Below are 17056 nucleotides of genomic sequence, written 5' to 3'. Positions count from 1 at the left end.
TCAGCGGGTCGTCCTGGCCCGGGTGCGGGTGGTCTTCTTCGCAGCGACCTTGGGCTTCGGCTCAGGTTCGGGCACGACCGGGTCGGGCAGCATCCGGCCCGGGCTGAGAATGCCCTCCGGGTCGAGGGCCTGCTTGATCGCGCGCATGGCCGCGAGGTCGGCCGAGCCCCGGGTGAGGGGTAGCCACCGGCGGTTGGCCTGACCGATGCCGTGCTCCGCGCTGATGCTGCCGCCGAGCGCTGCCACCAGATCGAGCACGGCCTCGGTGACCGCGCCGCCGGCGTCTTCGTCCAGCGCGTTCAGCAGGTTGACGTGCACGTTCCCCTCGGCGATGTGCCCGAAGATGATCGACACGGCGTGCCGGGCCACCGGGCGCACCACCTCGGCGAGCTGCCGCTCGAAATTGGAGAGCTGGTTCAGCGGCAGGGCCACGTCGAGCTTGACCGGCACCCCCTCGGCGCTGACGGCCTCGGTCTGCAGCTCGCGCAGTTCCCAGAGCCGGCGCCGCTCGGCCGCGGTGGCGACCAGCACCACGTCGCGCACGCAGTCGAGATCGGTGAGCAGTGCGGTGAGCTCGTCGAAGGAGTCGGGCCGGTTGTCGTCGTCGGCCAGGTCGAAGAGCAGGTAGAGCGGGTGCGGCCGCTCGAAGGGCTGGGCCAGGCGCTCGTGCTTGAGCACCAGCTGAAGCCCGTCGTGATGGAAGAACTCGGCGGCCTCGAGCCCGGTGAAGTCGCGCTGCACGGCCCGCAGCACGGTCAGGGCGTCGTCCACCGTGCTCACCGCGACCAGGGCGGTGCCGACGATCTTGTGCGGGCGGATCAGGTCGACCTGCACCGCGGTGATCACTCCGAGTGTGCCCTCGCTGCCGATCATCAGCTGCACCAAGTCGTAGCCGGTGTTGTCCTTGGCCACGCCGGACATGCGCCGCACCACCGAGCCGTCGGCGAGCACAACCTCCAGCCCGCGGATGCGGAACCGGGCCGCACCGTGGCGCATCACGCGTTCACCGCCGGCGTTGGTGGCCGCGATGCCGCCGACCGTGGCGGTGTCGCGCGCGGAGAAGTCCAGACCCACGTCCAGACCCGCACTCCGCGCGGCCCGCTGCAGCTGGGCCAGGGTGACCCCGGCGCCGGCCATCAGCGTGCGGCCGAGCGGATCGAGCGGGCCCACCGAGTCGAGCCGGGCCAGGCTCAGCACGACCTCCCCGTCGTGCGGCACCCCACCACCGACCAGTCCGGTGTTGCCACCCTGCGGCACCAGGGAGATCCCGGCGGCCGCGCAGGCTCTCAGCACGGCCGAGACCTGGGCCACGGTCGCCGGGCGCACCACCGCGAGGGGTTTGCCGTGCCAGCGTCTGGTCCAGTCCTGCGCGTACGGCTGGGCCGCTTCCGGGTCGGTGACGACGTGCGTGTCCCCGACGATCTCGCGCAGGTCGGCGAGCAGGTCCACTGCGGGCATCCCTCCTAGCGACCGTCAGCTGGTGACGGGCAGTACCGAGCGGTGCATGCGGCGCGCACCCGGACGATCACTGTCCGGGATGTCGCAATCCTCCGCGCGCGACTTTAGCGTGCGATCCGCCGGTGGAGAGAGGGACGACGGCGGGTGTTCCGGCGCTGGAGGGCTACCGGTAACCCTGTGCCCGGGCCGAACGGTTGTAGTTCGCCAGCTGCGCCGGCACCTGCCGGTCGTAGGGCAGGTCGGGCGAGGGGAAGGGCGGGCCGTAGGCGTTGCGCACGCTGATGACGCCCGCCCAGTGGTGCAGCGGGAGGTCTTCCTCGGCGTCCTGCGGCGGCCCGGTGCGGGTCTTCAGCGCCACGTCGGCGAGCGGCAGGCGGATGAGGACGACCTCGGCGAACTCTTCCGGCGTCGGCGGGCGGGAGTGGTTGGAGCGCCCGGCGACCAGGTGCTCGACCACCGCGTCCAGCCCGGCCTGCTGGCCCTCGGCGTCTTTCACGAGCGTGCCGGTGCCCCGGATCACGATGCTGCGGTAGTTGACCGTGTTGTCGACCTCCGCGCGGGCCAGCACCAGGCCGTCGAGCAGCGTGAGGGTGACGCAGAGCGCGATGTCACCGGAGGCGGCCAGCTCGGCCAGCCGCGACTCCGGCCCGACACGCAGAATCAGTTCCTCGCCGACCCGGGCATGAATGATCGGGACGACGATCGGGTCGCCGCTGTCGATATAGGCGACGTGACACAGAAATGCCTCGTCCAGGGCCGAATTGATGGCCTGGGCGTCGTACCGGGTCTGGTCGCTGCGTCGCGTGTAGGTGGGCAGCTGATCCTCGGCCGCCACATCATTCGTCCCGCCGACAGAGTTCGGTTCGGTCGTCATACCAGCCGACCTTGCCCGAATAGAACGACCTTCGCCAGTTTCGTTACCGTCTTGGCTTTGCCCTTCACTCTGAGCAACCTATCGGTCACTTGCTCGGCTGGGGCACCTTGCAGTCGACCTTGGGGTTGGCGCCCAGGTAGTTCAGCGGGCCGGCGACGATGCTGACCGCGATCGTGCCCGCGTCGGAGCAGCTCACGTCCGGGTCCTTGTCGCTGTCGAAGTATCCGCGCTGGGCGGACGCCAGAACACCGATGAGGAGCCAGACCACGAGAACCACTGACAGGATTCGCATCTTTTCCTCCGAGTGCCGTCACGTTCCGTTGGGTGCCATTGCTTGCACGACCTTGCAGTCCGTGAAATCCGGATGGAATCCGGCCTTCCGGACTTTCGCTCGATGTTGATCACCATACTGACCCGCCCGGATCCCGCCAGTTGTGATCATCGACCGGGCCGACACACGACTCGTCGCCGCCGAGCAGGATTGCCACCGTGGCGATTTCGGGGGGCCCACGATCGGTTCTCCCCGCCTGACCACCGGCCGATGCCCGGCTCGGGCCCGGGCTCGGGCATAGGAAGACGCGGACCCCCGATCTAGAATCAAGGTTCCATTCGGGCCACTCGTGGGGGTCTTCAGCTGTGAAGGACGATCGACGCGCGCTCGTCCTGGCCGGTGGCGGCATCACGGGCATCGCCTGGGAGCTCGGCATGATCGCGGGTCTCGCCGAGCTGGGTGTCGACCTGTCCCGGGCCGATCTGGTCATTGGCACGTCGGCGGGCTCGGTCGCCGGGGCGCAACTACGTTCGGGGCGGCCGATCGAGCAGCTCTACGAAGAGCAGCTCGCGGAGGCCCGCGGCGAACTGTCGTCCGAGCTGGGGAAACGCACGATGCTGCACTGGGCCCTGCTGGGTCTGGCGCCGGGCCGGGAAGAGCGGGCTCGCAGGCGCATCGGCAAGGCCGCCCTGGCCTCGCGAACCGTGCCGGAGAGCGATCGGCGCTCGGTGATCCAGAGCCGGCTGCCCGAGCAGCGCTGGCCCACCGAGCCTCTCAAGGTGACCGCGGTGGACGCGTCCACCGGTGAGTTCGTGGTCTTCGACCGGGAGTCCGGGGTGCCGCTGGTCGATGCCGTGGGCGCGAGCTGCGCGGTGCCGACGGTCTGGCCGCCGGTGACGATCCAGGGGCGGCGCTACATCGACGGCGGTGTGCGCTCGTCGGCCAACGCCGACCTGGCCCAGGGGTACGGACGCGTCGTGGTGCTGGCCCCGTTCGCCGCCTCGGTGCGGCGCAGCGGTCGGGTCGGCAACCAGCTGGAGAAGCTCGGCCCGCACGTGCACAGTGCCGTGGTCATGCCCGACGCCAACACCAAGCGGGCCATGGGTTCCAACCCCCTCGACCCGGCGTTCCGCTCCGACGCCGCCAAGGCCGGCCGGTCACAGGCCCGGCTCGTGCGCGACAGCGTGGCCGTGGCCTGGGGCGAACCACCGAGCTGAGGTGATGACTACGAACGGACGTCACCCGGGTGGGACCCACCGCCGGCCCACCCGGAACCTGGACCGCAAGCGTGCCACGTCGTGCGGTGCCACGTCGTGCATTTGTGGCCTGACCGCTCCAGCGTTGTGTACACCTGGTACATCCGGTACCGGATGTACCAGGTGTACACAACGCAGACCTGCCAACGCCCACCCGGGACGCGATCGGCCACGCTCGAAGGCCGACGGATCCCGGCCCCCACCGCATTGACGGAGCCACTCGAGATCCTGACGGCGGCGCTGCGAGAGAGCACCGAGGCCCTGGCCGCGCTCGAAAAGGATCATGCCCGGATGATCGAGGCCTCGCTCGACTCCAATGCCGACGACGAGCACGACCCGGAGGGCGCCACCATCGCGTTCGAGCGGGAGCAGCTCACCGCGGCCCTGCATCGCACCCGCGCTGCCCGCGAGCGGATCGTCGAGGCGATGGCCGAGCTGGCGGCCGGGCGGTATGGCGTCTGCGCGTCGTGCGGCCTGCCGATCGCCGTAGAGCGGCTTCAGGCAAGGCCTCTCGCGACCACGTGTATCAACTGCGCCAATTTGGGACGCGGGTGAGCTCGCCGGAAAGGCGAGCTCACCCGCGTCCTCAATCAGATTTGGTCAGCCCGCCAGCGACCGCAGGCGCCGCAGCACCTCGTCCTGGCCCAGCACCACGGCGATGGCGTGCAGGTCGGGGCTGCGGGTCGAGCCGGTCAGCGCGACGCGGATCAGCTGCGAGGCCTCGCGGATCGAGCCCGGGTAGGCGTCCGGATTCTTCTTGAACTCCTTCGGGCTGGGCGCAAAGTTGTTCTTGGCCGCGGCCTCACGGATCTGGTTGAACCACTCGGGCTGGTCCTCGAGGTGCTGGTAGCCCTCGATGAAGGTGTTCACGAACGCGGTGACCACCTCGGGGGCCACGTTCAGGGCGGTGACCCGCTCGTCCGTGGGGCCCGCGATCAGGGGGAACACCGTCGGGAGGAAGAACCCGTACTGCGGGCCGAAGTCCGACCACTTGCGCAGGTCCTTGCGCGGGTTCTCGACGCCCTCGCGCTCCACGCCGATCGCTTTGACAGCCAGGTCCTTCTCGGCCTTCAGCACCGTGGCCAGCTCGGGGTCGAAGCGCTCCGCCCAGATCAGCACCTGGTCGTAGACCTGCGGACTGGTGAGCGAGGCGATGTAGTCGGCGCTCATGCCCTCGAGCTTGACCAGGTCGACCAGCGGACCGGCGACACCGAACTCGCCCAGCTCCAGCGGCGTGGAAAGCGCCTGCTCAAGCGGTACCTCGGCCAGCCGGCCGTTGGCCAGGCCGCGCAGGTAGTACTGCACCGCGGGGGCCGGGAAACCCTGCTCGATATAGAAGTCGACGCCCGCCTCGGGGTCTTTCCGCTTGGAAAGCTTGCGCTTTCCGCCGGAGATCGTCTTCATCAGCGGGGCGATGTGGGCGTAGGTGACCCGCTCGAAGCCCAGTGCGTCGAAGAGCTGCAGGTGCAGCGGCACCGAGCTGATCCACTCCTCACCCCGGATCACGTGCGTGACCCGCATCAGGTGATCGTCCACCGCGTGGGCGAAGTGATAGGTGGGCAGACGCAGAGCCGCGGCCGAGCTCTTCAGGATGACGACGTCGTTGCGGTTGGCCTCGTGCTGCAGCTTGCCGCGGATCGCGTCGTCGAACGAGACCCGGCGGTCACCGTCTTCCGGGGTGCGGAACCGGACCACGTAGGGCCGGCCCTCGTCCAGGGCGGTCTGTAGCTGCTCGTCGGTGGCGTTGCGCCAGATCGCCCAGCGACCGTAGTAGCCGGTCGGGGCCTTGGACGCTTCCTGCCGGGCCCGGATGTCGGTCAGCTCTTCGGGCGTGGCGAAGCACAGGTAGGCCTTGCCCTCACGCAGCAGCTCGCGCGCGAAGGTCAGGTACAGGGTCTCGCGCTGCGACTGGTAGTACGGGCCGTACTCACCCTCGGGCTCATCGGCTTCCAGACCGAAGTAGCCGAACGCCCGCCCGAACTGCTCGGCGGCGCCCTCGACCTCACGAGCCTGGTCGGTGTCTTCGATCCGGAGCAGGTACGTGCCCCCGGTGCTCGCGGCCAAATCCTTGTTGATCATGCCGACGTAGAGACCGCCGATGTGCACGAACCCCGTCGGGGACGGACCGAGCCGGGTCACCATCGCACCCTCGGGCAGCTGCCGGGGCGGGTACTTCTGCTCCAGCTCCGCCGGTTCGGGGAGGTCGGCCGGGAACAGCGAGTCGATGACCTGGCGGTCGAGCATTGGGGTCCAGTCCTTGAGAGCGTCTACCGGTGGACGTGTCCACAACCGGTTGCGGACACGTCCACGATGGTAGTCGCCCTGGCCCTGCGACTCCCTCGTCCCTGTTCGTGATCATGCAAAACCTCCCGGGAAGGTTTTGCATGATCACGAACGAAGGGGATGGTGCGCGCCGCGCCAGCCACCTCGTCCCTCATTTCGACTTGCCGCCGCGCGTATAGTTGACGTAAAGGCACCGATCCGGCCATCACCGGGGAGCCTCCGGAAGAACAGGGGCCGCAGGCCTCCCAGTAGAACCGGACGGAATCGCCGCACGTCATCGCGGCTTTCGAGCGGCATCCACGCAGGTGGTGGGTGCAAGCGGGGTGGTACCGCGGAGCCGCACAGCTTCGTCCCCGCATGAGTCCCATGCCTCATGCGAGCCGACGAACCAGGAGTGCGCCCGATGGCCGAACAGACGTTCGCCACCCCCTTCGCCAGCCTTCCCACGCGGATCGACCTGCCCGCCACCGATCACAAGATCATCGACTGGTGGAAGCAGAACCGGATCTTCGAGCGCACCCTGGAGCGGACGAAGGACGGCGCGAGCTGGGTCTTCTACGAGGGCCCGCCGACCGCGAACGGTTCCCCGGGCACGCACCACGTCGAGGCGCGCGTGTTCAAGGACCTCTTCCCGCGCTACCGCACGATGAAGGGGTACTCCGTACCCCGCCAGGCCGGCTGGGACTGTCACGGCCTGCCCGTCGAGCTGGCCGTGGAGAAGGAGCTCAACCTCTCCGGCAAGCCCGATATCGAGAAGGTCGGCATCGCGTTCTTCAACGAGCGCTGCCGCACCTCGGTGACCCGGCACGTGGGCGAGTTCGCCCAGCTCACCGAGCGCATGGGCTACTGGATCGACCTCGACAACCCGTACGAGACGATGTCCCCGGAGTACGTGGACAGCGTCTGGTGGTCGCTGAAGAAGATCCACACCGACGGCCGCCTGAACGAAGACTTCCGGGTCACGCCGTACTGCCCGCGTTGCGGCACGGCGCTGTCCGACCACGAGGTCGCGCAGGGCTACGAGAACGTCAAGGACCCCTCGGTCTACGTGCGGTTCCCGCTGGTCGAGCCGCTGGCCGGCCATACCGACGCCGAGCTGCTGATCTGGACGACCACCCCGTGGACGCTGGTGTCGAACACCGCCGTCGCGGTGCACCCCGACGTCGCCTACCAGCTCGCGAGGAACGACAAGGGGACGTTCGTCGTCGCCGAGCCGCTGCGGGTCGCCGTGCTGGGTGAAGACTCCGAGGTGCTCGCTGAGCTGCCCGGCCGGGAGCTGGAAGGCCTGCACTACCAGCGTCCGTTCGATCTCATCGACATCCCCGACGCGCACCGCGTCGTCCTCGCTGAATACGTCACCACCGCCGACGGTACGGGTCTCGTGCACCAGGCCCCGGCCTTCGGCGCCGACGACCTCATCGTCGCCCGGGCCAACGAGCTGCCCGTGGTGAACCCGGTCGCGGGCAACGGCCACTTCAAGGACGACGTGCCGATGGTGGGCGGCCTGTTCTTCAAGGACGCCGACGAACCGCTGATCATGGACATGAAGAAGCGCGGCGTGCTGTTCCGATCGCAGCGCTTCGAGCACTCGTACCCGCACTGCTGGCGATGCCACACGCCGCTGATGTACTACGCGCAGCCCGCCTGGTACATCCGCACCACCACGGTGCGCGACCAGCTGCTGCGGGAGAACGAGCAGACCAACTGGTTCCCGGAGCACATCAAGCACGGCCGCTTCGGCGACTGGCTGGAGAACAACATCGACTGGGCGCTCTCGCGCAGCCGTTACTGGGGCACCCCACTCCCCCTGTGGCGCTGCTCCGGCCCGGACGAGCACGTCACGGCGATCGGGTCGCGCAAGGAGCTCGGCGAGCTGACGGGCCGCGACCTCTCGGAACTGGACCCGCACCGTCCGTTCATCGACGAGATCACCTTCGACTGCCCGTCCTGCGGCGAGACGGCCACCCGGGTTCCCGAGGTCATCGACGCCTGGTACGACTCCGGCGCCATGCCCTTCGCCGCGATCGGCTACCCGCACGTGCCCGGCAGTGAGAAGGCCCTCGAAAGTCGTTACCCGGCGCAGTACATCGCCGAGGCGATCGACCAGACCCGGGGCTGGTTCTACTCGCTGATGGCCGTCGGCACGCTGGTGTTCGACCGTTCTCCGTACGAGAACGTGGTCTGCCTGGGCCACATCATGGCCGAGGACGGCCGCAAGATGAGCAAGCACCTGGGCAACATCCTGGCCCCCATCCCGCTGATGGACGACCACGGTGCCGACGCCCTGCGCTGGTTCATGGCCTGCTCCGGCTCACCCTGGTCGCCGCGCCGCGTGGGTCCGGGCCCGCTCGACGAGATCACCCGCAAGCTGCTGGCCACCTACTGGAGCACGGCGTCGTTCTTCTCGCTGTACGCCAGCCACGTGGACTGGAAGCCCTCCGAGGCCAAGCCGGTCCGCGAGCGCAACACCCTCGACCGCTGGGTGCTGGGTGAGCTGCACGCGCTGGCGCGCGACGTCGACCAGAAGCTGGAGAACTACGACACCGCCGGAACCGGCCGCGTCCTGGGCGATTTCGTCGACGACCTGTCGAACTGGTACGTGCGGCGCTCGCGTCAGCGGTTCTGGGACGGCGACATGGACGCGCTCGTCACGCTGTACGAGTGCCTCGATGTGCTGACCCGGCTGCTCGCGCCGATCGTCCCGTTCATCACCGAGGAGGTCTGGCAGCTGGTCGTGCGGCCGGGCAACGCCTCGGCCGCCGAATCGGTGCACCTGGCCGACTGGCCGACCGCCGACGTGTCGCTGATGAGTGCGGCGCTGTCGGAGGAGGTGCGCACCGCCCGTAACGCCGTCGAAGCCGGCCGGGCGGCGCGTAAGGCGTCGAAGGTGCGCGTGCGTCAGCCCCTGGCCACGGCCTATGTCGGATTGCCGGGCGGCGTGACGCTGTCGCAGGCTCTGCTCGACGACATCGCCGAGGAGCTCAACGTCAAGAACCTCGACACGCTGGCTGCCGCCGGCGCGGTCGTCGACGTCGAGATCAAGCCCAACTTCCGGGCTCTGGGCAAGCGTTTCGGCAAGCAGACGCAGGGCGTGGCCAAGTCGCTGGCGGCGCTGCCGGCGGACGACGTGGTCGCCGCCCTGCGCACCGACGGCGTGGTGAAGGTCGAGTTCGAGGGCGCGCTGGTCGACGTGACCAACGACGAGGTCGTCGTGACCGAGCTCCCCCGCTCGGGCTGGGTCGTCGAGACCCAGCGCGGCGTCACGATCGCCCTGGACACCGAGGTCACGCCCGAGCTCGAGGTCGAGGGCCTGGCCCGCGACGTGGTCCGGGTCGTGCAGCAGGCCCGGCGCGACGCCGACCTGGACATCTCCGACCGCATCAACCTGGTGGTCAGCGGCCCGTCGGAGGTTCTCGACGCGGTGCGCACCCACCAGGAGTTCGTGGCCGGTGAGGTGCTGGCCGATGCTGTGGAGCTCAGCTCCGAGCCGCTGACCGGCGGTTTCGCCGGGGTCGCGGGCGAGGTGGACGTCACCGTCTCGGTCACCAGGGCCTGACAACCACAACTGAGGACGCCGACCGCACCTGGTGCGGTCGGCGTCCTCTCGTTGTTTGCGGTAACTCTCACTTCAAAGGCATTGCTCGGCGAGGTCGAGCCAATGATTCACGTCATCGTCGGTGTGGTGCCGGATGGCCCAGTCAGTCAGGCGCAGGCTCATGTGGGCCCAGAGGGGTTTGAGTTCGTCGTCGGGGATGCGCTTGAGGACGCCGTCGAGCATCGAGGTTTCCAGGGGCTGGTTCTGGTGGTGCGCGCCGAAGTAGAGAGTGACCAGGTCGAGGCGGTGGTCTCCACGGCCGGCGCCGTCCCAGTCGACGAGACCGGTGATCGAGCCGTCTTCGGCCAGCAGATTGCCCGGGTGAAAGTCCAGGTGAACGGCGTCGTGGTGCCTGGCGGCGTCCGGGGCGACCTCGCGGATGCGGCGCTCCAGGGCCGCAGTGCGTTTGCTGTATTGCCTGAGTGGTTCGTGCAGGCAGTATCCGGGCCCGTCATCCTGCAGGAACAGCTGGATCTGGGGGATGTCTGGACGGTCGACGAGCAGGTCTTTCTGCCGGTCATTGATGTCCAGTACCTGGCGAAGAAGGCTCTCGTCGAGATGGTCGAGCTGGGTGCCGGGCCTGAGCTCCTGCACCATGACCACGGCGTGCCCGACCTGTTCCACGAGTTCTGTTCCCGGAGCCGGGATACCCGCTGTCCGGGCCGCTTCGCAGACCGCGAGCGGACCCCGCAGCAGATCGGCCTTCCTGCTGTGCGGACGCCACTTGAGCACTGACCGGTGGCCGTCTTCCCAGCGCACGAAGGCCGCGCCCACTTCCCCACCGGCGCATGGCCCCTCCACCACGAGCCGCGTCCCGGTCCGGGTGTGGAGCTCATCGGCCATCTGCCCGGCATCGAGTCTTTCAGCCTTACCCCAGGTGGGAGGGGTTGAAGTCATCGCCGACCGCCTCCTTCCCCACCACGTCCTCAGTAGGGTCGGGGACTGGCGCGGTGGCCCATGGGCTCCGTTTCCAGCCCCCGCCCGTCAAGCCGTGCACGCGCTTCTCGCGCACACGGCCTACCGCAATCGTTCAATGACTGGCATGCGCTGCCACCCTGCGGACGTTTCCAGATTGGCGGAACACCCCGGGTGTGGCAACCAGGCGCCGTCATAGCGCTCGCCCCACCGACGGCCCGGTATATCGCACTTGCGATTGTCGAAGATCGCAAGACGCTCATGGACGCAACTGTCGATCGTGAAGAACTTCCGCGCAGAGTTGCCGTTACGGAAATACGCGGCCTAGCCTCGTAACCGCCAAGACGGAACTCGTTGCTGGAGTTGACACATGAATCCAACGGTTCAAACATGAACGTCTTCACTCAGGAGCAGGAGGGCTCAGCCCCATCCGCTACGAACAGCCCCTGACAGGCACAGCTAACGCTACTTAACCATCTGTCCACCCTTTCGGGGAACCTCACATGCCCCACACGCTCCGATCCTGGGTCGCCAGCTACTTAGGGGCTTAGGCGGTGTGCCGGACAGCTTGTGCCGGGGGAATCGCGGCGGCCCGCATCGCGGGATAGAGAGCCGCGACTACACCGACAAGAAGCCCCAGTAACGGGCCCATTGGAACGGTGAGGAGACTGGCCACTGGTGCCCACCCGCGAGCCTCGGCCACGCCGAGAACTGCGGCTAGCCCCAGCACGCTGCCCAGCAGTCCACCTGCCACGCCAGTCACCACCCCCTCGGTTAGGAACAATGCCGCCACACCGGTTCGCGATGCACCCATCGCGCGCCTCAGCCCGATCTCGCCGGTTCTAGCTATGACCGTTACAACCATGGCGTTGCCACAAGTCAGAGCTGCGAAGGCAAGTACAAGGAAAGACAGAGTCGCAACGCTGCGGTCCAGATCGGTGGCTACCCCACGACGTAGGTTGGCAAGGTCGACAACTGGGTCCACCTGCAGCAGGCCCGGCGCATCCGGACGGACCGTCGTCGCGATCATCTTCGAAACTGCGGAAGCTGCCCCGACCATCGTGCGCACGGTGACCACCCCCGTCGCCGTCGGCACTAGCTCTCGGATCGCGCCAGGAGAGATGATGAGGGCTTGCCCGAGTGTGGCGTCGCGGCCGCTGGATTCCAGCACTCCGACGAGGTCAAATGATCGGCCATTTACCCAAATCTTGGCGCCTGGACCTGCGGAGGCCAGATTCATCCGGCGACTCAATTGTGCCCCGACGACTGCCACATGGTCCGCGGAATCTCCAGCCAAATGATCGACAGCCCCGGCCGGTATAACCACGGCTTCCTGAACCTTGAGCCAGGAAGGGCCAGCCCCATAAACTGGCGCAGCCATCGTCGTAGTTTCTGTCGATGCACGCTCGGGCAGCCCACTTAGCGAAACTGTTCCCGGTTCCACCGGCCAGGCCGTTCCAGCTGCACGTACAACGTTCACTGCTTGCACGCGGCTTTCTGCCTGCTCGGGCAGATCTCCCGGGTCAGCCTCCCGAATCATCACCTGGTCCAAGTCCGAGGGAGTGAGTCGGCTGGTGATCTGGTCTGCGGCGCTTCTGCTGATCCCCGCAGCCGCAACGAATCCGCCCGAACCAATGGCGAACATAGCAATCAATAGAAAGAACCTGCCAGGACGGGTGAGCAGTCCGTCAAGGACATCACCCAAAAGATCGCTGAACTGGGTCCAGGCTGAACGGATCATGCGAGCAAACGCCCATCGGAAAGGACCACTTGACGGTCGGCTCTCTCAGCCAGTTCCTGGTTGTGCGTAATCATCACCAAGGTCAGGCCGGCCTGCCGAAGCTCATCGAAGATTGTCATAACCCGCTCGGCATTCTCGGCATCCAGATTGCCGGTGGGCTCGTCGGCGAGCAGCACCTCCGGCTCGTTCACCAGGGCCCTGGCTATAGCGGCGCGCTGCCGCTCGCCACCGGATAAAGACGACGCTCGAGCCTGCGCCCGCTGCACTAGCCCAACTCGTTCCAACGACTTCCAGACGCGTCCAGGGCGAGTACTTCTTGGGACGCCCGCGATCCGTAGCGGCAACGCCACATTGGCAGCCACCGTGCGTTCAGGCAGCATGTGCGAAGCCTGGAATACGAACCCGAACAGACGTGATCGCAGCTGATCCACTTCACGAGCCCGCAACATTGTGATGTCTTGGCCATTGACCTGGTACTCGCCGCTGCTGGGTGGGTCCAGTAATCCGAGCACGTTCAGCATGGTGCTTTTTCCCGAGCCTGAGGCCCCCGTGACGGCCAAAAACTCTGACCGCGGCACCACGAGGTTGATCTCTTGGAGTGCCAAGACTTCGGGTGGCCCATACACCCGGCTCACTCCGCGCAGTTCCAGCAGCGGACGGCTCACGGGGTCACCTGGACGCTGTCTCCCGGTTGAAGATCCTTGGTCGGTTCGAGCGCTGCCCAACCATCAGCGTCACTTGTCACCGTCACCGGAAGCTCAGTGGCAGCTTGGCCATCGCCAGCCGGTGCCAGTCGGACGTAGGTGCCACGGGAGTCTTGCCGGATCGCGATCAGCGGGACCGCCAGGTTTTTGGTCTTGGTTGCAACCTTAGGTCGGACCTGTACCTTCCTGCCGTTCGTCAGAACCTGTGGACGACTCGAGAGCCGGATCGTGACGTCATAGCCGGGAAGTTCGGCCTGGACACCGGAGTTTGAGGAATCGCTATCAGAATCCTCCTCTACCTGGCCGAGTTCTGACCCGTCACCTCCGGATCCCTGATCGAAAGGACCTACTGAGGTGACTTCTCCCCTCCAGGTCTGGTCGGACAGTTCCGGCGCCGAAAGTACAACGGCGGTTCCAGCCTTATAATGACTCTTCTCGTCCACCCCGATCCGCACACTGACTCGCAGTCCGCCGATCCGGAGCTTGACCACCGGCGCAGAGCCCTCGAGGACCCGTCCCCGCCGTACAGCGGTGTCCACCTGGGCCTGGTTCTGCTCGATCGAGTAAATCTCTCCCAATGGCAGCCACACTAACTGCTTAGGCGCTTCCTTGGTGCTACCACCGTCCTTGCCGTTTTGATCAGCCTTCTGCGTTGCCGCAGGTTCGGTCTGTGCGGACAATCCCGCGCGAATATAAAGCGACGAAACTGCGGACATGGTCGAGACGTCAAAAATTTTGGTTACCCCGCCATTGAAAAGACCGAGCCGAGACAGCTCTCGCTGCAGTTGGGCGACATCCTCACCCTGATCACCGGAATGCAGCGACCGATACAGGGGGACTTCCAATTTCAATAGAAAGACGGGTCGATCGGATACCACAGCTAGGATGTCACCTGACCGTACGGTGTCCCCTACCTTGACAGCCTGATCCGAGACCACATTGCGCGAAGCGTCCGAGTCGGCATTGCTTGGCGGCGGGACTGAAACCACACTACGGCCCGCCACGACGCCTTCACGTGTCTGTACTTGTTGCACGGAACGTTCCGTAGCCACCGCATAAGTCGGCGCCACGGAGACGCTCTGATTGGTCGCCGGTTCACTCGCATGGATCTGGCTACCGATCAGAAAGGCGAGGACCAAAGAAGCGATCCAACCCAGAGCCAGACTAGCCAGGAGTCTCGGTCGTTGGATCCAGGGCAGCGCGACCGACCGCTGTTGCGACGCATCAGGCACCGGAGAACTCGTCAACCACTTTCTGAGCTGCGGTCAGATTCCGCTGCCAGGTATCCCGAAAGGCAGCAAGTTCTGCGGTATGCCCATCAATGACCGCCTTCTGCTGGCCAGCTTCGATATCGGCGAGTCGCTGCACCAAGTCTACTTTGTCCTTGCAGGCGACATCAATCAGCGCGGCCTGAAAGCGTTCCTCCGGAGTCATGGAACCAACATTAGGTGGCGTCCAGTCGTACACCGTCATTTCCTCGGGCATCGAGGGCGCCGCGATATCGTTCTCCTTGAGGCAGTTATGCCATTCCTTGAGAATTTCTTGGCCTTGTTTGGTATCTATCGAACGCACTCTCGTCAGAGTGCGCAGAAACGGTAGATCGCCCTTGATTAGCTTGCCCGGATATTTCACCTGGCTAACCTCGGGTTTGACCATGCAGTCGTAAACTACTTTGCCCTCCGCTTCGGAGAGGTTTGCATTGTGCTGGGAATCAACAGGGACTGTTTGCGGAATCGGCTGTCCATAGCCATACTTCTCGGCCTGGGATTTTCGCCAGACACCGTAGTTATTGTTCACTGGTTGTGGATCCGGCATGATCACCCGGAAATCGATGCCCTGAGCTTTGGCGCACTCGCGAGCCTTAATGTCTACCGCGTGTGTAAAGACGGTGGCCTGCGTCGCGGTAGGCAGATATTCATCCAACGGAAGTGCAATCGTTCCGCTCACCGCATCCACCTGAGCCACTGCGCCCGTGGACATATCAGCCTCTGGAGCCTGGCTGCACCCTGAGACGGCCAGTGTCAGCACAGCCACAGTGCTACCCATTGAAAGAATACGGCGCATCGATAGAACTCCCGATCCCGTTTTACCTGCCCACCGCCGACTCATCAGTCTTTACCAGTAGGGGTTCGAGACGTAGTCCGACGGCTCAGTATAGTCGGTACCCGCGGTGTAAGTCCTCACCCGAAGCTTCGTGATGGCCGAACCGCTGGAGCCGCTGAGGCCCGTCCACTCCTGCGATTCACCGCAGCCCTTCTCATTTTCCCGGATCTGGAAACTCTGAAGATCGCCGTTCTGGTCCTGGAACTGGAAGCGGCCACGCGCGGAGTGGGCATCGCATTTGGTGTCCCAGACTTTGAGGGAAGCATTGCCGAAGCTGGAGGTACTCTTCCAGGTCCAGGTCCCCTGAGTCTGTGAACCCACAGTGATGGCCGTTTCAGTCACTGCCTGGGAGGCAGAGGCCGAAATGGTGACAATGGCCGCGGCGACAGCAAAGGCTGCTGACCCGCGAACGACATGACTTCTCTTCATTAAGTGCCACCAATTCATCAGGCGGTTTCCCGCACAATCGAGCGTTTTGGAACCTACCAGACGGTAGCTACATTATTTATGCCTTATGTTCGTGTTCAAAGTCACAGGCGCGTTTGCTTGTGGGTCCTTGCCTGATATCGGCTAGGGTTAAGGTTAAGTAGTCGAGCCCTGGTTGGCTCGCGACGGTGTGCTGGCGCTGCATGCTTGACCTGGCTTGTATTACAATCATTGTTTCCCACTGAGTGGTCGGGTCTGATTTTATATGTCTATACCCGTTCCTTGGAGTGGTTACGGGGAGTGGCTATTGGGGCAGATCCCCGACCTAACCGGTGTCCTGATCTCCGTCAACGTAATGCCACACCCAGACCGCTCACGCCAAGTATCTCTACGGACGTGAAGCCAGCCTGCTCGCAGGCGTCCAGGGCAACCTAAAACACGTGCTTAGGCAAAATTCATGATCAACCGAGGTTGTGCATGCCTCGCCTCCGGCGGTCCCTTAGGCCCGATCAGCCGCTGCTGATTCTGGCCAATATCGCAAGATCGACCGTGGACTCGCCGTCGTATGGCTGACATTATTCAGTCGGCGGGACTCTTCACGATCGATATATTCTCGAAGTCATAATCGAATTCAGGCCCGGGAACAAAGTTCATGAACTCAACGAAGCCCTCTTCCGGGGCGCTTTGCTGCAGGTTCGCGATTTGCCCCTTCGCGGCGTTTCAGCCGCGCTCGGTCGGGTTGTGATTGGGAGCGTACGGCGGGAAGAGATCAGAGTGACTCGTTCGAATATCTCCCGGACGCACAGTTTGGTGAATTTCTTCGCACGATGAAAACTCGCGTTGTCGAGCACGACAGCGATCTTCTCGGCCGATGCCTCAGGCAACTAGGCGATTCATCATATGAATGATCTGCTCAGCGTTTTGCATACCGTCGATAAGATAGATCTCCATCTTCTTCGTGGTTAGGCTCAATGCGCTAAAGAACGATCTCGCGGACCGTTCCCGATAGACGTACGGCTTCGTCCGCTCACCCCGGGGAAGCCGCATCCGCCGGGTCTCGGCCTCGTGCTGCACCCAGACCTCGTCCAGGGTGTAACCCTCGTATTCGTACGCTATCGGCCCCGCGACCTGCGACTTCACCTCAACCATGCGCGTCACGATGGGGTCCTCATCACGACGCTTGTCGAACAGGTCCGGCAGCTTGAAACTCATCCCGAGGAACTTCATGAGCAACCGATAGGACGACCGGGACTCGTACTCGACATCAAAAAGAATCTTCACAACATTCTGCAATGCTGGGACATCCCAGAAAGCCGCCCGCACCCCGCTCTCGGCCGGCGGTGACGCCAGTACCTGAGTCACTTCGGACTTCTGGTCCTCCGTCAGCTTCGCCGCATTCTCATTCTTGGCGTGACCCGTCACCACCGAAT

The 17056-nt window shown here is 65.2% G+C and carries 14 protein-coding genes; 3 read left to right on the top strand and 11 right to left on the bottom strand.

Going from position 1 to position 17056, the window contains the following annotated elements; all coding sequences use genetic code 11:
* The 3 genes from LR393_RS10930 to LR393_RS10920 all read right to left on the bottom strand — a co-directional run bounded on the left by LR393_RS10930 (window position 1) and on the right by LR393_RS10920 (window position 2624).
* On the bottom strand, window positions 1–1458 hold the full coding sequence (locus tag LR393_RS10930) for an FAD-binding oxidoreductase (protein ID WP_231483724.1): 1458 nt from the start codon (window positions 1456–1458) through the stop codon (window positions 1–3).
* A 163-nt stretch (window positions 1459–1621) separates the two neighbouring features.
* Window positions 1622–2332: a pyridoxamine 5'-phosphate oxidase family protein gene (locus LR393_RS10925; RefSeq protein ID WP_231483723.1), complete on the bottom strand. Its 711-nt coding sequence runs from the start codon at window positions 2330–2332 to the stop codon at window positions 1622–1624.
* 85 nt (window positions 2333–2417) lie between these two features.
* Window positions 2418–2624, bottom strand: a complete 207-nt coding sequence (locus LR393_RS10920) for a hypothetical protein (RefSeq protein WP_231483722.1) — start codon at window positions 2622–2624, stop codon at window positions 2418–2420.
* Between the two features lie 344 nt (window positions 2625–2968).
* On the opposite strand from LR393_RS10920, the gene LR393_RS10915 reads away from it, so the two are divergent.
* Window positions 2969–3820, top strand: a complete 852-nt coding sequence (locus LR393_RS10915; RefSeq protein WP_231483721.1) for a patatin-like phospholipase family protein — start codon at window positions 2969–2971, stop codon at window positions 3818–3820.
* 246 nt (window positions 3821–4066) lie between these two features.
* Window positions 4067–4414 (top strand): TraR/DksA family transcriptional regulator, encoded by a 348-nt coding sequence (locus tag LR393_RS10910; protein WP_231483720.1) that lies wholly within the window; start codon window positions 4067–4069, stop codon window positions 4412–4414.
* Window positions 4415–4459: 45 nt separating this feature from the next.
* Here the strand turns inward: LR393_RS10910 and LR393_RS10905 are convergent, their stop codons facing one another.
* The gene (locus tag LR393_RS10905; RefSeq protein WP_231483719.1) at window positions 4460–6103 is read right to left on the bottom strand and encodes a glutamate--tRNA ligase; all 1644 of its coding nucleotides are present in this window, start codon (window positions 6101–6103) and stop codon (window positions 4460–4462) included.
* A 442-nt stretch (window positions 6104–6545) separates the two neighbouring features.
* Here LR393_RS10905 and ileS point away from each other — a divergent pair, with 442 nt between their 5' ends.
* Window positions 6546–9698: an isoleucine--tRNA ligase gene (gene ileS, locus LR393_RS10900; protein ID WP_231483718.1), complete on the top strand. Its 3153-nt coding sequence runs from the start codon at window positions 6546–6548 to the stop codon at window positions 9696–9698.
* A 72-nt stretch (window positions 9699–9770) separates the two neighbouring features.
* Here ileS and LR393_RS10895 read toward each other — a convergent pair whose 3' ends face one another.
* The 7 genes from LR393_RS10895 to LR393_RS10865 all read right to left on the bottom strand — a co-directional run bounded on the left by LR393_RS10895 (window position 9771) and on the right by LR393_RS10865 (window position 17051).
* Window positions 9771–10634, bottom strand: coding sequence for a phosphotransferase (locus LR393_RS10895; protein ID WP_231483716.1), 864 nt, complete (start codon window positions 10632–10634; stop codon window positions 9771–9773).
* Window positions 10635–11199: 565 nt separating this feature from the next.
* Window positions 11200–12393: an ABC transporter permease gene (locus LR393_RS10890; RefSeq protein WP_231483714.1), complete on the bottom strand. Its 1194-nt coding sequence runs from the start codon at window positions 12391–12393 to the stop codon at window positions 11200–11202.
* On the bottom strand, window positions 12390–13058 hold the full coding sequence (locus tag LR393_RS10885) for an ABC transporter ATP-binding protein (RefSeq protein ID WP_231483712.1): 669 nt from the start codon (window positions 13056–13058) through the stop codon (window positions 12390–12392). Before LR393_RS10885 ends, LR393_RS10890 begins: the two co-directional genes overlap by 4 nt.
* Window positions 13055–14329 (bottom strand): peptidoglycan-binding domain-containing protein, encoded by a 1275-nt coding sequence (locus LR393_RS10880; RefSeq protein WP_231483710.1) that lies wholly within the window; start codon window positions 14327–14329, stop codon window positions 13055–13057. Before LR393_RS10880 ends, LR393_RS10885 begins: the two co-directional genes overlap by 4 nt.
* A complete protein-coding gene (locus LR393_RS10875; protein ID WP_231483708.1) occupies window positions 14322–15161 on the bottom strand; it encodes a hypothetical protein in 840 nt (279 codons plus the stop codon). The genes LR393_RS10880 and LR393_RS10875 overlap by 8 nt, the downstream gene beginning before the upstream one ends.
* A gap of 51 nt (window positions 15162–15212) precedes the next feature.
* Window positions 15213–15629: a hypothetical protein gene (locus LR393_RS10870; RefSeq protein ID WP_231483706.1), complete on the bottom strand. Its 417-nt coding sequence runs from the start codon at window positions 15627–15629 to the stop codon at window positions 15213–15215.
* Window positions 15630–16502: 873 nt separating this feature from the next.
* Entirely contained in the window at window positions 16503–17051 is a 549-nt protein-coding gene (locus LR393_RS10865; protein ID WP_231483704.1) for a hypothetical protein, read from the bottom strand.
* Between the last annotated feature and the right edge of the window lie 5 nt (window positions 17052–17056).

This window comes from Kineosporia mesophila, from assembly GCF_021129235.1.
Lineage (GTDB): Bacteria > Actinomycetota > Actinomycetes > Actinomycetales > Kineosporiaceae > Kineosporia > Kineosporia mesophila.
The sequence above is the reverse complement of the archived record's forward strand: the minus strand, read 5'-3'. Positions and strand labels throughout refer to the sequence as shown.

What these genes read in the sequence shown, in the direction of transcription:
- ileS (WP_231483718.1), top strand. Translation starts at nt 6,546, where the DNA reads ATGGCCGAACAGACGTTCGCCACCCCCTTCGCCAGCCTTCCCACGCGG.
- LR393_RS10895 (WP_231483716.1), bottom strand. Translation starts at nt 10,634, where the DNA reads ATGACTTCAACCCCTCCCACCTGGGGTAAGGCTGAAAGACTCGATGCC.
- LR393_RS10870 (WP_231483706.1), bottom strand. Translation starts at nt 15,629, where the DNA reads ATGAAGAGAAGTCATGTCGTTCGCGGGTCAGCAGCCTTTGCTGTCGCC.
- LR393_RS10930 (WP_231483724.1), bottom strand. Translation starts at nt 1,458, where the DNA reads ATGCCCGCAGTGGACCTGCTCGCCGACCTGCGCGAGATCGTCGGGGAC.
- LR393_RS10905 (WP_231483719.1), bottom strand. Translation starts at nt 6,103, where the DNA reads ATGCTCGACCGCCAGGTCATCGACTCGCTGTTCCCGGCCGACCTCCCC.
- LR393_RS10920 (WP_231483722.1), bottom strand. Translation starts at nt 2,624, where the DNA reads ATGCGAATCCTGTCAGTGGTTCTCGTGGTCTGGCTCCTCATCGGTGTT.
- LR393_RS10875 (WP_231483708.1), bottom strand. Translation starts at nt 15,161, where the DNA reads ATGCGCCGTATTCTTTCAATGGGTAGCACTGTGGCTGTGCTGACACTG.
- LR393_RS10925 (WP_231483723.1), bottom strand. Translation starts at nt 2,332, where the DNA reads ATGACGACCGAACCGAACTCTGTCGGCGGGACGAATGATGTGGCGGCC.
- LR393_RS10890 (WP_231483714.1), bottom strand. Translation starts at nt 12,393, where the DNA reads ATGATCCGTTCAGCCTGGACCCAGTTCAGCGATCTTTTGGGTGATGTC.